This window comes from Pantoea sp. SGAir0430, assembly GCF_043549295.1.
Genome location: NZ_CP039427.1, coordinates 1,536,195 through 1,551,191, shown reverse-complemented (window position 1 = coordinate 1,551,191; position 14,997 = coordinate 1,536,195). Strand labels below are relative to the sequence as shown.

The 14,997-nt window shown below is 57.9% G+C and carries 12 protein-coding genes; 3 read left to right on the top strand and 9 right to left on the bottom strand.

Annotation, left to right across the window (positions count from 1 at the left end; genetic code table 11):
- Positions 1 to 171 precede the first annotated feature (171 nt).
- A complete protein-coding gene (locus tag E7738_RS07535) occupies positions 172 to 723 on the top strand; it encodes a YcbK family protein (protein WP_031279855.1) in 552 nt (183 codons plus the stop codon).
- 36 nt (positions 724 to 759) lie between these two features.
- A complete protein-coding gene (locus tag E7738_RS07530; RefSeq protein ID WP_394516248.1) occupies positions 760 to 1,389 on the top strand; it encodes an MBL fold metallo-hydrolase in 630 nt (209 codons plus the stop codon).
- A 32-nt stretch (positions 1,390 to 1,421) separates the two neighbouring features.
- Here E7738_RS07530 and E7738_RS07525 read toward each other — a convergent pair whose 3' ends face one another.
- The 4 genes from E7738_RS07525 to pncB form a co-directional block, all read right to left on the bottom strand.
- Entirely contained in the window at positions 1,422 to 2,612 is a 1,191-nt protein-coding gene (locus E7738_RS07525; RefSeq protein WP_021508330.1) for an amino acid aminotransferase, read from the bottom strand.
- 200 nt (positions 2,613 to 2,812) lie between these two features.
- Entirely contained in the window at positions 2,813 to 3,943 is a 1,131-nt protein-coding gene (gene ompC, locus E7738_RS07520; RefSeq protein ID WP_104186977.1) for a porin OmpC, read from the bottom strand.
- Positions 3,944 to 4,243: 300 nt separating this feature from the next.
- Positions 4,244 to 5,644 carry an asparagine--tRNA ligase gene (gene asnS, locus E7738_RS07515; protein ID WP_394516247.1) on the bottom strand — a complete coding sequence of 467 codons (1,401 nt, stop codon included), beginning with the start codon at positions 5,642 to 5,644 and terminating at the stop codon, positions 4,244 to 4,246.
- A 155-nt stretch (positions 5,645 to 5,799) separates the two neighbouring features.
- Positions 5,800 to 7,020, bottom strand: a complete 1,221-nt coding sequence (gene pncB, locus E7738_RS07510; protein ID WP_081317687.1) for a nicotinate phosphoribosyltransferase — start codon at positions 7,018 to 7,020, stop codon at positions 5,800 to 5,802.
- 230 nt (positions 7,021 to 7,250) lie between these two features.
- Here pncB and pepN point away from each other — a divergent pair, with 230 nt between their 5' ends.
- Positions 7,251 to 9,866, top strand: coding sequence for an aminopeptidase N (pepN, locus tag E7738_RS07505; RefSeq protein ID WP_104186973.1), 2,616 nt, complete (start codon positions 7,251 to 7,253; stop codon positions 9,864 to 9,866).
- A 163-nt stretch (positions 9,867 to 10,029) separates the two neighbouring features.
- Here the strand turns inward: pepN and E7738_RS07500 are convergent, their stop codons facing one another.
- The 5 genes from E7738_RS07500 to E7738_RS07480 form a co-directional block, all read right to left on the bottom strand.
- The gene (locus tag E7738_RS07500; protein WP_196368259.1) at positions 10,030 to 11,157 is read right to left on the bottom strand and encodes a DDE-type integrase/transposase/recombinase; all 1,128 of its coding nucleotides are present in this window, start codon (positions 11,155 to 11,157) and stop codon (positions 10,030 to 10,032) included.
- Between the two features lie 125 nt (positions 11,158 to 11,282).
- Positions 11,283 to 12,074, bottom strand: a complete 792-nt coding sequence (ssuB, locus tag E7738_RS07495; protein ID WP_021508325.1) for an aliphatic sulfonates ABC transporter ATP-binding protein — start codon at positions 12,072 to 12,074, stop codon at positions 11,283 to 11,285.
- Positions 12,071 to 12,862: an aliphatic sulfonate ABC transporter permease SsuC gene (ssuC, locus tag E7738_RS07490; protein ID WP_021508324.1), complete on the bottom strand. Its 792-nt coding sequence runs from the start codon at positions 12,860 to 12,862 to the stop codon at positions 12,071 to 12,073. Before ssuC ends, ssuB begins: the two co-directional genes overlap by 4 nt.
- Positions 12,863 to 12,872: 10 nt before the next feature.
- A complete protein-coding gene (ssuD, locus tag E7738_RS07485; protein ID WP_058775379.1) occupies positions 12,873 to 14,018 on the bottom strand; it encodes an FMNH2-dependent alkanesulfonate monooxygenase in 1,146 nt (381 codons plus the stop codon).
- 11 nt (positions 14,019 to 14,029) lie between these two features.
- Complete coding sequence (locus tag E7738_RS07480; protein WP_249217874.1) at positions 14,030 to 14,989, bottom strand: sulfonate ABC transporter substrate-binding protein; 960 nt, start codon at positions 14,987 to 14,989, stop codon at positions 14,030 to 14,032.
- Between the last annotated feature and the right edge of the window lie 8 nt (positions 14,990 to 14,997).

Sequence of the window (14,997 nt, the reverse complement as noted above, 5' to 3'; positions counted from 1 at the left end):
ATCCTCCCATCAAAGAAAATGGCAAGACCGGTCTGGAAAATTGATTTCAGACCGGTTTTGCGCATTCTGTGACAGATTGCGGGTTGACTGCTCTCCAGGCTGCGGTTACTGTTCGGCCTTGTGTACTTTTTGCACATATTTTTATCGTTTTAGATTAGGTAACCCCGCTTCATGGCTAATTTTGATTCTCAACGTCGTCGTTTATTGCTGCTGGGTGGCGCAGCGGCTGGATTGTCACTGCTGCCGGGTGCAGCGCTGGCGTCAGTTTCCACCTCCCGCCCCCGGGTATTAACGCTCAGTAACATGCATACCGGTGAAACCCTCAAAACTGAGTTTTTTAACGGTAAGAGTTATGACAAGGATGAGTTAGCTCGCTTAAACCACTTCTTCCGCGATTACCGCGCCAATCAGGTTAAACATATCGATCCGCATCTGTTTGACCAGCTGTATCGTTTGCAGACGCTGCTCAACACGCGCAAACCGGTGCAGCTGATCTCCGGCTACCGTACGCTGGCGACCAATAATATGCTGCGTGAATCGGGCCCTGGCGTGGCTAAACACAGCTATCACACCAAAGGGCAGGCGATGGATTTCCACATTGAGGGCATTTCTCTGAGCAATGTTCGCAAAGCGGCGTTATCTATGCGCGCCGGTGGTGTAGGATATTACCCGCGCAGCAACTTCGTACACATTGATACCGGGCCTGCAAGGCACTGGTCCTGATACCGGCAGCGCTGCGTGTGTCGGTCATGGAGCGCTATGAATTACCTGATTATTCCGGTCACCGCCTTTTCACAGAACTGTTCCGTTATCTGGGATGACGAGACGCAACAGGCTGCGCTGGTTGATCCCGGCGGCGATGCCGAAACCATTATTGCCGTGCTGGCGGAGCGAGGCTTAACGCCGTCGCAAATCCTGCTGACCCACGGCCATCTCGATCACGTCGGTGCTGCTGCCGAACTGGCGCAGCACTATCAGGTGGCGATCGTCGGGCCGCAGCCAGCCGATGCCTTCTGGCTGGATAACCTGCCCACTCAAAGCCGGATGTTTGGTTTGCCGGAGTGCGCGCCGCTGACGCCAGATCGCTGGCTGGAAGAGGGCGAAACGGTACAGCTGGGCAACGTGACGCTGGAAGTGCTGCATTGTCCAGGGCATACGCCTGGCCATATCGTGTTCTTTGATCGTGCTGGCCGTCTGCTGATCTCAGGTGATGTGATTTTTAACGGTGGCGTCGGGCGCACCGATTTTCCGCAGGGCAGCCACAGCGATCTGATCACGGCCATCCGGGATAAACTTCTGCCGCTGGGTGATGATGTGACGTTTGTCCCCGGCCATGGCCCGATTTCCACCCTCGGCCACGAGCGCGTCAGTAATCCTTTCCTGCAATAAAAAAATGGGCCATCAGGCCCATTTTTCGTTGGTCACAGCACGGCGACTATCGCTTCGCACAGCGCCGACATATTATCCGGCGTCATGCCTGCCACGTTAACGCGACCGGAATTCACCGCATACACGCCAAACTCCTCACGCAGACGCACCACCTGATCTTTGGTCAGACCGCTGAACGAGAACATGCCGTTCTGTTTGATGATGAAGCTGAAATCGCGCTGTGCGCCTTTCTCCGCCAGGGTATTCACAAACAGCTGACGCATGCGCTGAATGCGCTGGCGCATGTCGGTCAGCTCCTGCACCCAGATGGTACGCAGCGCGTCGTTACCGAGAATGGTGGCGACCACGGCAGCACCGTGCGACGGCGGGTTAGAGTAGTTGGCGCGGATGCTGTATTTCACCTGGCTGAATGCTGTCTTCGCCACGTCGGCCGTTGCCGCTACCAGCGTCAGCGCACCGACACGCTCGTTGTACAGACCAAAGTTCTTCGAGTAGGAGCTGGCGACAATCAGTTCCTGATGGGACGCTGCGAAAATGCGCAGGCCTTCAGCATCTTCATCCAGACCGCGTGCGAAGCCCTGGTAGGCGAAATCGAACAGTGGCAGCCAGCCTTTCTCCAGCGACAGCTGCGCCAGCTGTTGCCACTGGTCAGCGGTAGGATCGATACCGGTCGGGTTATGGCAGCAGCCGTGGAACAGCACCACGTCGCCCGCCTGCGCTTCCTGCAGCGAGGCCAGCATGCCGTCGAAGTCGAGGCTGTGGGTCGCCGCATCGTAATACTGGTAATCACACACTTCCAGACCAGCGGCGTTGAACACGTTTTTGTGGTTCGGCCAGCTGGGATTGCTCACCCAGACGCGTTTGACGTTGGTTTGCGTAGCGAGGAAATCCGCGGCGACGCGCAGCGCACCGGTACCGCCCGGCGTCTGCGCGGTGCAGGCGCGGCCAGCGCTAATCAGCGCGTTCTCTTTGCCAAACAGCAGTTCCTGCGTGCAGCGCGCGAAATCAGCCAGACCATCAATGCTGAGGTAGTTTTTGGTGGTCTCGTTCTCCAGCAGATACTGCTCAGCTTTTTTCACACTGGTCAGCACCGGCGTTTTGCCGGTTTCATCTTTATAAACACCAATGCCAAGATTGATTTTATTCGGGCGGTCGTCGGCGCGAAACAGGTCAGCCAGTCCCAGAATAGGATCGGCTGGTGCGGCAGAGATTGATTCAAACATGAGTCAGTTCCGTTTGGGTGAACTTTAGCAAAATGAGCTATCAGGTTAACGTCAGACGCAACGCTTGCCAACCGCTGACATAAAAAAGAAATAACTGTGGCGTATAAAGTAATGGCGCTAATCGGGAGCCCGATCACTGAAATGCAAAACGGAGCCCGAAGGCTCCGTTTCTGAGGTGTTACGCAGTTCGAATCGGCAGATTAGAACTGGTAAACCAGGCCAACGCCAACAACGTCGTCGGTAGAAGTACCGGTAGCGCGGGTGAAGTCGTTGTCGTCCAGCAGGTTGATTTTGTAGTCAACGTAGGTGGACATGTTTTTGTTGAAGTAGTAGTAGGTACCGATTTCGATATATTTAACCAGGTCAGCATCGCCGCCAGCGAAGGTTGAACCGTGGCCAGTCGCGCCGTTCAGGTCCTTGCCTTTAGACTGCAGGTAAGCGATGGATGGACGCAGACCGAAGTCGAACTGGTACTGAGCAACCACTTCGAAAGCCTGCGCTTTGTTGGCAGCGAAGTTGAAGTCAGGGCCGGTAGCGCCAGTGCCGTCGTTGTTATTGCCATATTGAGTCAGGTTACGAGACTCACCATAGAAGGCAGCCAGGTAGACGTTGTTGGCGTCGTATTTCAGACCGAAACCGTATGCATCTGCTTTCTCACCGTTGCCATCCAGCTGCTGCTGATTGGTACGATCTGAAGAGAAGTATGCACCCACTGCGCTGATGCCCATACCAGTGTCATAGGACAGAGAGGTACCCCAGCCGTCACCGTTGTCATAACGTGGACCGCGACCTTCGTTTTTGCCCTGATACTGAACAGCGAATGCCAGACCGTCAACCAGACCGAAGAAGTTGCTGTTACGGTAAGTCGCCAGGCCGTTAGAACGACCGGCCATGAAGTTGTCGTTGTCCTGATACAGGGTATCGTCACCGAATACTGGCAGCTGGTCAGTGTAGGACATTGCGTCGTACAGAACGCCGTAGTTACGGCCGTAGTCGAAGGAGCCTGCATCAGCAAATTTCAGACCGGCGAAGCCAACACGAGTTTTAGAACCAGAAGTGCCCTGTGATTCAGCAACGTTAGCCTGTACGTTGTATTCCCACTGGCCGTAACCGGTCAGCTGGTCGGTAATCTGAGTTTCACCCTTGAAGCCGAAACGAACGTAAGATTTGTCGCCGTCTGAGCTTGAGTCATCAGAGAACTGATGGCGCGCATCAACTTTACCGTAGAGGTCCAGTTTGTTGCCGTCTTTGTTATAGATTTCTGCTGCGTTTGCTGCGCCGGCAGCTAACAGAGCAGGGATAACCACTGCAAGAATGTTGCGCTTCATCATTATTTATTACCCTCATTGGAGTTATTTGGACATCTGCCACTGCCGTCAAGAAACCTTTACGGGAACCTTGAAAGAAGTTTGATGTCTCCTGTGTCTGCACGCATCTTTCCATCACGGGGTTGCTAATTCTAGCCCGAAAATGATTCAATTCTCGTAATTACGTATCAAAAAGCAAAATTGTATTACAATTTGTAAAATATCGGGAACTTTGTGAGAGAACTCAAAATTTACAAAAATAAAAAAAGGCCGGCAGGGCCGACCTCAATATATATATGAATTTCTTATATTTAATCTTAAATCCTAGAAATTCGCGTTACGTGGCGTGCGTGGGAACGGGATAACGTCTCTTACATTTTGTACGCCGGTGACATAGGCGATCAAACGTTCGAAACCTAAACCGAAGCCGGCATGGGGCACGGTGCCATAGCGACGCAGATCACGATACCACCAGTAATCTTCTTTATTCAGGCCCATTTCAGCGAGACGCGCATCCAGCACATCAAGACGCTCTTCACGCTGCGAGCCGCCGATGATTTCACCGATGCCCGGCGCCAGCACGTCCATCGCCGCTACGGTTTTGCCGTCGTCGTTCATACGCATATAGAACGCTTTAATATCTTTCGGGTAGTTCTTCACCACCACCGGCGCTTTAAAGTGTTTCTCCGCCAGATAACGCTCGTGTTCGGAAGAGAGATCGACACCCCATGACACCGGGTTCTCGAAGCTCTGACCGCTTTTCAGCAGGATGTCGACGGCGTCGGTGTAGTCTACCTGGGCGAAATCCGTGGTGATGAAGCGCTCCAGACGGGCGATGGCTTCTTTGTCGACGCGCTCGGCGAAGAACGCCATATCATCAGCGCGCTCTTCCAGCACCGCTTTAAACACGTACTTCAGCATCGCTTCCGCCAGGTCAGCTGCATCGTCCAGCGTGGCGAACGCCACTTCCGGCTCCAGCATCCAGAATTCCGCTAAGTGACGGCTGGTATTCGAGTTCTCGGCACGGAACGTCGGGCCAAAGGTATACACTTTGGACAGCGCACAGGCGTAGGTCTCGGCGTTCAGCTGGCCGGAAACGGTCAGGAAAGCCTCTTTACCAAAGAAGTCTTTATCGAAATCGACTTTGCCCTGCGGGTCGCGCGGCAGGTTTTCCAGATCCAGCGTTGAAACGCGGAACATCTCGCCAGCACCTTCGGTGTCAGAGGCGGTGATCAGTGGCGTGGAGACCCAGAAATAGCCGTTTTCATGGAAGAAGCGATGCAGCGCCTGCGCCAGCGTATGACGTACGCGCGCCACGGCACCGACAATATTGGTGCGCGGACGCAGGTGCGCCACTTCACGCAGGTATTCGATGCTGTGACGTTTAGCCGCCATCGGATAGGTATCCGGATCGTCCACCCAGCCGGTGACTTCAACCTGGGTCGCCTGCAGTTCGAATGCCTGGCCTTCACCCGGCGACTCCACCACTTTACCGGTGACGATCACCGAACAGCCGGTGGTCAGACGCAGCACTTCATCCTGATAATTATTCAGAGAATTATTGACGACGGCCTGAACGGGATTAAAGCAGGAACCGTCATAAACGGCGATGAAGGAAAGACCGGCTTTGGAATCTCTTCGGGTACGTACCCAACCACGTACGGTGACTTCACTGTCAACCGCGACACGGCCGTGCAGTACATCCGCTACAGGCACTACGCTCATAAAAATCTCTCTATATAAATGAAGATGGAGTGAAATAAGCCCCATTCCGGGGTTTAGCTATGTTACTTGCGAGCCACCAGGAAACAAGCAAAATTGCCGGAGAATAAAGAGATTTTCTGGCGCAGAGCAGGGCGCAGGCACCCTGCTCAGGCCAATTAGCTGGCGCGTTTGACCAGCGGCAGGTCGAAGGCTTTGCGCAGGGCGCGCACGAAGGCTTTATCCTGGCAGATGGTTTTACCGGGACTGTCGGAGAGTTTGGCCACCGGTTTACCGTTGCAGCTCACCAGTTTGATCACGATATTCAAAGGCGTGACGCCGGGAATATCGCAGGTGAGGCGGGTGCCGATGCCAAATACCACGTTCGCGCGCTGACCGAAATGACGATACAGCGCCAGCGCTTTATCGAGGTTGAGATTGTCGGAGAACACCAGCGTTTTGCTGAGCGGATCGATATTCAGCCGCTGATAATGCGCAATGGCTTTTTCTCCCCACTCCACCGGATCGCCCGAATCATGGCGCAGGCCCTGATAGCGATGGGCAAAACCGGGGCCGAAATCACGCAGGAAGGCGTCCATCGTGATGCAGTCGGTCAGGGCAATGCCGAGCTGGTTATCGTACTCATCCAGCCACGACTGCAATGCCGCGCGCTGGCTGTTGGCCAGTACCGGGCTGATCTGCTGATGCGCCTGGAACCATTCATGTGCCTGGGTTCCGACCGGGTTAAGCTGCAACCGGCGCGCCAGATCGTAGTTACTGGTGCCCAGCAGCCACGGGAATTCGTTTTTCAGCGTGCTGACAATTGCTTCCTGCACCGCGCGCGAATAACGACGGCGTGTGCCAAAGTCCATCAGCTGGAAGCGCGACATATCGAGATCGCCTACCTGCTCACGGAAGTGCACCAGCTTCTGCTGCAGATGCGCCACCGCCTGTTCCGCGCCGCTTTCCGGCGTCCGGTGACGGTGTACCACTTCGCTGATCAGCGCCAGCAGCGGCACTTCCCACAGAATCACTTCACGCCACGGGCCGCGAATCTGAATGCGCAGATGTCCGTGATCGTCGCGCACCTCAACCTGCGAGGCATCGAAGCGGAACTGGCGCAGCCAGTCGAGATAATCCTGCTGGAAAAACGGTAAGCTGCTGAGGTAACGATATTCGTCATCGCTCAGCGCCAGAGATTGCATGGCAGTAATGTGCGTGCGGATGGCGTCGGCATACTGGCCGAGCTGCTCATCGCTGCGGCAGCGAAATTCTGCCGTTACCGGGACATCGTAGTAACGATGATAAACGGCCTGCTGCATGTGAAGCTTATAGGCATCGGTATCAAGCAGCGTGGTCAAAATCGGGGAAGCGTGTCCAGTCATGGTGCGTTTCAGCATCCTCTTCCGCGGAGCAGAGCCCGGTATTCAACAAAGTCATAAAGACGCAGGAGTATAAAACAGTAATCACCGCGATCACACCATAATTGCAGGTGACAGGTCGAGGGTCATTTGTGCCATTGTTAATGAATTGTAGACTTTTGGCGCAACGCACGCTTTGTGCGTGGCAACCCGGGCGCAACCCGCTTAGACTCTAAGGGTTGAATATATTAACGATGCGAGAAGGATTTATGACGCAACAGCCGCAAATTAAATATCGCCACGACTACCGGGCGCCGGACTACACCATCACCGATATCGACCTGACGTTTGATCTTGATGCGGCGACCACGCGCGTCACCGCCGTCAGTCAGGTAAAACGCCTTGGCGCGCAGCAGGCTGAACTGCGTCTGGACGGTGAGGCGCTGACGCTGCTGTCGCTGGCGGTGGATGGCAATCCGTGGCCGCACTACCGCGAAGAGCAGGGCGCACTGATCATCAGCCAGCTGCCGGACAACTTTACCCTGACCATCATTAATGAAATCCATCCGGATAAAAACACCGCGCTGGAAGGGCTGTATAAATCCGGCGAGGCGCTCTGCACCCAGTGTGAAGCCGAAGGCTTCCGGCATATCACCTGGTATCTCGATCGCCCGGACGTGCTGGCGCGCTTCACCACCACCCTGATCGCCGACGCGGCTAGCTATCCGTACCTGCTGTCCAACGGTAACAAGCTGGAGAGCGGTCAGCACGAGGATGGTCGTCACTGGGTGAAATGGCAGGATCCGTTCCCGAAACCCTGCTACCTGTTTGCGCTGGTCGCCGGCGATTTCGATGTGCTGCGTGACAGCTTTACCACCCGTTCCGGCCGTAACGTGGCGCTGGAAATTTTTGTCGATCGCGGCAACCTCGACCGTGCGGACTGGGCGATGACCTCGCTCAAAGCCAGCATGAAGTGGGACGAAGAGCGGTTCGGCCTCGAATATGACCTCGATATCTTTATGATCGTCGCGGTGGATTTCTTCAACATGGGCGCGATGGAGAATAAAGGCCTCAACGTCTTCAACTCCAAATACGTGCTGGCCAAAGCGGAAACCGCCACCGACAAAGACTATCTCGGTATTGAAGCCGTGATTGGTCACGAATATTTCCACAACTGGACCGGCAACCGCGTCACCTGCCGCGACTGGTTCCAGCTCAGCCTGAAAGAAGGTCTGACGGTCTTCCGCGATCAGGAGTTCAGCTCCGATCTCGGCTCGCGCGCGGTCAACCGTATTGATAATGTGCGCGTGATGCGCGGCGCGCAGTTCGCCGAGGATGCCAGCCCGATGGCCCATCCGATCCGTCCGGATCAGGTGATCGAAATGAACAACTTCTACACCCTGACGGTGTATGAGAAGGGTTCTGAAGTGATTCGCATGCTGCACACGCTGCTGGGTGAAGAGCAGTTCCAGCAGGGGATGCAGCTCTATTTCGAGCGTCACGATGGCAGCGCCGCCACCTGTGATGATTTCGTGCAGGCGATGGAAGATGCCTCCAACGTCGATTTGTCACAGTTCCGCCGCTGGTACAGTCAGTCGGGCACGCCGGTGCTGACGGTGCGTGATGACTACAACCCGGAGCTGGAGCAGTACACGCTGCACGTCACGCAGCACACGCCCCCGACCGCCGATCAAAAGGAGAAGCTGCCGCTGCACATTCCGCTGGATATCGAACTGTATGACGGCGAAGGCAAGGTCATTCCGTTGCAGCACAACGGTCATCCGGTTCATCACGTGCTGAACGTCACCGACGAGTTCCAGACCTTCATTTTCGACAACGTCTATTTCCAGCCGGTGCCGTCGCTGCTGCGGGAATTCTCCGCACCGGTGAAGCTCGACTATAAATGGAGCGATGCGCAGCTGACTTTCCTGATGCGCCACGCGCGCAACGACTTCTCGCGCTGGGATGCCGCGCAAAGCCTGCTGGCGACGTATATCCGCCTCAACGTGGCGCGCCATCAGCAGGGCCAGCCGCTGTCGCTGCCGCTGCACGTCGCCGATGCTTTCCGCGCGGTGCTGCTGGATGAGCAGGGCGATCCGGCGCTGATGGCGCTGATCCTGACGCTGCCGTCAGAGAACGAGATCGCCGAGCTGTTCGAAGTGATCGACCCGCTGGCGATTGCCGCAGTCCGCGCGGCGCTGGTGCGCACGCTGGCGAATGAGCTGAGCGATGAATTCTATGCGGTGTATCTCGCCAACCAGAGCAGCGACTACAAAGTCGAGCATGCTGAGATCGGCAAGCGCGCGCTGAAGAATGTCTGCCTGAGTTATCTGGCGTTTGCGGACGCGGAGCAGGCCAGCAAACTGGTGCAGGCGCAGTACGACAAAGCCAGCAACATGACCGATGCGCTGGCCGCGCTGTCAGCGGCGGTGGCGGCGCAGTTGCCGTGCCGTGATGCGCTGCTGGCGGCGTACGACGAGCGCTGGCATCAGGATGGTCTGGTGATGGATAAGTGGTTTATGTTGCAGGCCACCAGCCCGGCGGCTGACGTGCTGAGCAAGGTACGTAGCTTGCTGACGCATCGCTCGTTCACCATGGGTAACCCGAACCGCATCCGTTCACTGATTGGCGCGTTTGCCTCGGCCAATCCGGCAGCCTTCCACGCCAAAGATGGCAGCGGCTACCAATTCCTGGTGGAGATGCTGACCGATCTCAACCGCCGCAACCCGCAGGTGGCAGCGCGCATGATTGAGCCGCTGATTCGTCTGAAGCGTTATGATGCCGAACGTCAGGCGCTGATGCGCAAGGCGCTGGAAACGCTGCAGGGGCTGGAGAATCTGTCCGGCGATCTGTACGAGAAGATCACCAAAGCGCTGAACGCGTAATCACTCAGGTCGCCATGAATGGCGACCCTACACGGATTACGCACGGTACGTGTTTCATTACCATTAATGGCAACGATGCACGACCCCGTAGGGTGCGCATTTAGGTACGACCGGGCACATGGGTAACAGATCAGACCGGGCACACAGGTAACACTTTTTGTGGTCAGTCGATCCGGATAATACGCTTTTCTGCCCGGTCATAATACGCAAGGATGAGCCTGTCGAAGAGGATGACGTCAATGCCGTCGTCCACTTCCAGGAACCGCACGTACTCGCCCCGTAACGCTGCGCTCAGGAAGGTCCGCCCGTTCAGCCTCAGGTCGCCTTTTTCACCGACTTTGTACAGCTTCGCCCCCTCCGGATAACCCACCTCCGGCACTTTTCCGTTCCATTTCCGCGGTGAAGGCGTCCATATTTTTGCGGGCGGCTGCTGCCCGTGTGCCTCATGCGGCTTTTCCTGATTGAACTCGTTCCGCCATCCGCTGCACCACGCCTGCTGCTCTGGCAGCGAGCCAAAGACGTCGTGATGGCTCATGGCGACCTTCAGCGACCGGTGCATCCGCTCGTGGCGGGCGTTCTGCCCCGGACAGCCCGGTGCGGTTCTTTCCGGCTGTATCCCCAGTTTTATCAGCCACACGCTCAGCTGCGTCAGCGCGAGGATGCCCGGCGCAACGAAGGGCGAGCCGTTGTCGGTGCGGATAACGTCGGGCAGCCCGCCTTCCAGGAAGGCCTTTTCCATGCAGCCGCGCACGAACACCGTGGTCTCCGACGTGCCCGGCTCGCAGGACAGCAGGTAGCGGCTGTGGTTATCGGTGAGCGTGAAGGGGCGGCACCAGCTGCCGTCTTTCAGGCGGAAGCGCCCTTTAAAATCAGCGCTCCAGACGTGGTTATTCCTCACGGGTGTCGTGAGACTGCGCAGGTTGCCCGGCGTTCGCTTACGCGGCGTCCGCGGCTGCACCATTCCCGCCGCCTTCAGCAGGTCGCCGATGGTGCTGGCGGCGGGCACGATGAAGTCAGCGCCGTTGCTGAGGAACCAGTGGCGGATTTTTTTTGGCCCCCAGTCGGGGTGCTGCTGGCGGAACTGAACAAGGCGCGCGGCGATGTCGGGGGCGATTTTATCGGGCTGGAGATGGCGGGCGCGGGAGAGATTTTCAAGCGAGGAGAGCTCGCCGGGGTTAAAGCGGCTGAGCCACTTGTAGCCGGTTTTGCGGCTGATGCCGTGGCGGTGACACAGCTGCGTCATGGATTCCCCGCCTGCCTGGCAGGCGAGGATGAATTCAAGGCGTTGCATGGTAACAGTCTCAGTCCAGGGCATAGTGAGTCTCCTCTGCTATGCCGTTTATAACTGTTACCCATGTGCCCGGTCTAAAGTGTTACCCATGTGGCCGGTTTGTACCTTTATGCGCACCTGTTCCTTCAGCGCTGCTGCGCGAACTGCAGGGGCTGCTCTGAGGTTCCCCGCTTCATCACCCGATCCAGTACCTCGGCTTCCAGCTCGGCCAGACGCGCCGATCCTTTGCGGCGCGGACGCGGTAAATCCACCGCCAAATCCAGCCCGATCTGACCCTCTTCAATCAGCAGCACGCGATCGGCCATCGCCACCGCTTCGCTAACATCGTGCGTCACCAGCAACACGGTAAAATTATGCTGCTGCCATAGCGACTCAATCAGGCCCTGCATTTCAATGCGCGTCAGCGCATCAAGTGCGCCGAGCGGTTCATCGAGCAGCAGCAGGCCGGGACGATGAATCAGCGCCCGCGCCAGGGCCACCCGCTGTTTCTGTCCGCCGGAAAGCGCCGCCGGCCACTCATGTGCACGATCGGCCAGACCGACCGCCGCCAGCGCTTCCAGCGCGGCGCTGCGCCACTCGCGGCCTTTCAGACCGAGGCCAACGTTATCGATCACTTTCTTCCACGGCAGCAGACGCGCATCCTGAAACATCAGGCGGGTATCTTCGCGCGCCTCGGCCAGCGGCGCGTTGCCCGCCAGCAGTTCACCGTGCGTGGTGGATTCCAGCCCGGCCAGCAGGCGCAGCAGGGTACTTTTACCGCAGCCGCTGCGGCCGACCACCGCGACAAACTGGCCGGCCGGAATATGTAAATCGATATGATTCAGGATGGTGCGATTGCCATACTGCTTGGTGACGCCATTGACGCCCACCGGGGTACCGCGGTTCAGGCGCGCCGGGCTTAGCGTTGCGTTGCTCATGCGTTCTCCTCCTTCAATTGGTAAGCCGGATGCCAGCGCAGCCAGACACGCTCCAGCAGCTGTGCCGTCACGTCGGCCAGTTTGCCCAGCAGGGCATAGAGAATGATGGCGACCACCACCACATCGGTTTGCAGAAACTCACGGGCGTTCATTGCCAGATAACCAATACCGGAGTTGGCCGAGATGGTTTCGGCCACGATCAGCGTCAGCCACATCAGACCGAGGGCAAAGCGCACGCCAACCATAATTGACGGCAGCGCGCCCGGCAAAATCACCTGAATAAACAGGCTCCAGCCGGAGAGACCATAGCTGCGCGCCATCTCCACCAGGCCGCGGTCAATATTCCGTATGCCGTGATAGGTATTGAGGTAGATAGGGAACAGCGTGCCGAGCGCCACAAGAAAAATTTTGGCTGACTCGTCGATGCCGAACCACAGAATCACCAGCGGGATCAGCGCCAGGTGCGGCACGTTACGCAGCATCTGTACCGAGGTATCCAGCAACCGTTCGCCGGTGCGCGACGTGCCGGTAATCAGCCCGAGAATCAGACCAATCGAACCGCCAATGGCAAAGCCGATTGCCGCTCGCCAGCCGCTGATGGCGAGGTGTTGCCACAACTCACCGCTGGCCGCGAGATGCCAGAAGGTGATGACAATATTCTCCGGCGAGGGCAGGATGCGCGTCGACAGCCAGCCGGCCTGTGAGGCAATCTGCCACACCACCACCAGCAGCACTGGCAGCGCCCACGGCAGCAGGGCATTGCTCAGCTGTTTCTTGACCTTTGCCATATGCAACTCCTTAACTCTGCGCGACTTTTTGCGGGGTGAAATCATTGGCGACCGCTTCACCGTGCGCCTGCACTACGCGGGGTTGCGGGATTTCCGGCACGGCCAGGTCGAGATGAGGGAACAGCAGCTCGCCCACGCGATAGGCCTCTTCCAGATGCGGATAGCCAGACAGAATAAAGGTCTCGATGCCGAGATCCTGATACTCCTGCATACGCGCCGCGACCGTCGGACCGTCGCCCACCAGTGCAGTCCCGGCACCGCCGCGTACCAGACCGACGCCAGCCCACAGGTTCGGGCTGATCTCCAGCCGATCGCGCCGTCCGCCGTGCAGCGCGGCCATGCGCTGCTGACCGACTGAATCGGTGCGGGCAAAAGCCGCCTGCGCTTTAGCAATGGTGGCATCGTCAAGATGGGCGATGAGCCGGTCTGCCGCCTGCCATGCTTCCTCATTGGTTTCACGCACAATCACGTGCAGACGAATGCCGAAGCGCACCGTGCGCCCCTGCGCCGCCGCTTTGGCGCGCACCTGTTCAATCTTCTCTTTGACCAGCGCCGGCGGTTCGCCCCAGGTCAGATAGACATCCACCTGCTCCGCGGCCAGATCCTGCGCCGCATCTGAAGAGCCGCCGAACCACAGCGGTGGACGTGGCTGCTGCACCGCTTTAAACATCAATCGTGCACCGCGCACTTTGACGTACTTGCCTTCGTAATCAACCGTTTCACCCTCGCTGACCCGGCGCCAGACGCGGGTGAACTCCGCGGATTCGGCATAACGCTCGCGGTGATCGAGGAAAACACCGTCGCCCGCCAGCTCTTCCGGATCGCCGCCGGTGACGAGGTTAAACAGTGCGCGACCGTTGGAGAGACGATCGAGCGTAGCGGCCTGCCGTGCGGCCTGCGTCGGGGAAATCACCCCCGGGCGCAGCGCCACCAGAAACCGCAGGCGCTGCGTCACCGGAATCAGGGATGCGGCCACCAGCCACGCATCTTCACACGACCGGCCGGTGGGGATCAGCACGCCACCAAAACCGAGGCGATCGGCGGCCTGCGCCACCTGTTGCAGATAACCGTGGTCCACCGGGCGCGCACCTTCGGCGGTACCGAGGTAGTGGCCGTCGCCGTGGGTGGGAAGAAACCAGAATACGGATACGCTCATGATAAATTTCCTTATGGCCGGGCCGGCTGTGGCTGCCAGATGCGATCGGCGATGGTGACTTTGACCGGCATTAAATGGTTGGCATAAAACAGATCGGCAGTTTGCTGTTGGGCCTGCGCCGTGTGGGCGCTGACCGGCGTAATGGTGGTCGGAGGACGATGGTCAAGGTAGCTGGCGATCACTGACTTCGGCAGGCCCATCGCCTGTGCCAGCAGATCGATACTTTGCTGGCGCTGGCTACGCGTCAGCGCGTCGGCTTCGCTAAAGGTGTGCAGCACCTGCTGCACGAAGTCACCGTGCTCGGTAGCAAAGCTGCGCGTGGCGAGGTAGAACGAACCGGTCTGGTTCAGCTTACTGCCGTCCACCAGCACACGGACGTTGCCCTGCAGCAGCGCAGCGGAATAGTAGGGGTCCCAGATCGCCCAGGCGTCAACATCGCCCTGCTGAAACGCGGCGCGCGCATCGGCTGGCGTCAGATAAATCGGCTGAATATCGTTAAAGCTCAGGCCGGCCTGTTCCAGCGCGTGCAGCAGCAGATTGTGTGAACTGGAGCCTTTCTGGAACGCCACTTTATGACCTTTCAGTTGCGCCACGCTGTGGATGGGACTGTCCTTCGGCACCAGAATCACTTCAGCCTGCGGCTTCGGTGGCTCCGAGCCGACATACAGCAAATCCGCCCCGGCGGCCTGAGCAAACAGCGGCGGGATATCACCGGTGCTGCCCAGATCTATGCTGCCCACATTCAGTGCCTCAAGCATTTGCGGACCGGCCGGAAACTCGATCCACTGAATGTTGGTGGTCGGGAAGCGCTGCTCCAGCAGCCGATGCGATTTGGCCAGCACCATGCTGACCGATCCTTTCTGATAGCCGATACGGAATTGTGCTGGCGCTTCGGCAGCCTGAGCCGCGAGGGTCAGGGCAAACAGCGCGGTAACGGTCGGCAGCAGCCAGCGGGTTAACATCCTTTTCATCGCGGTTC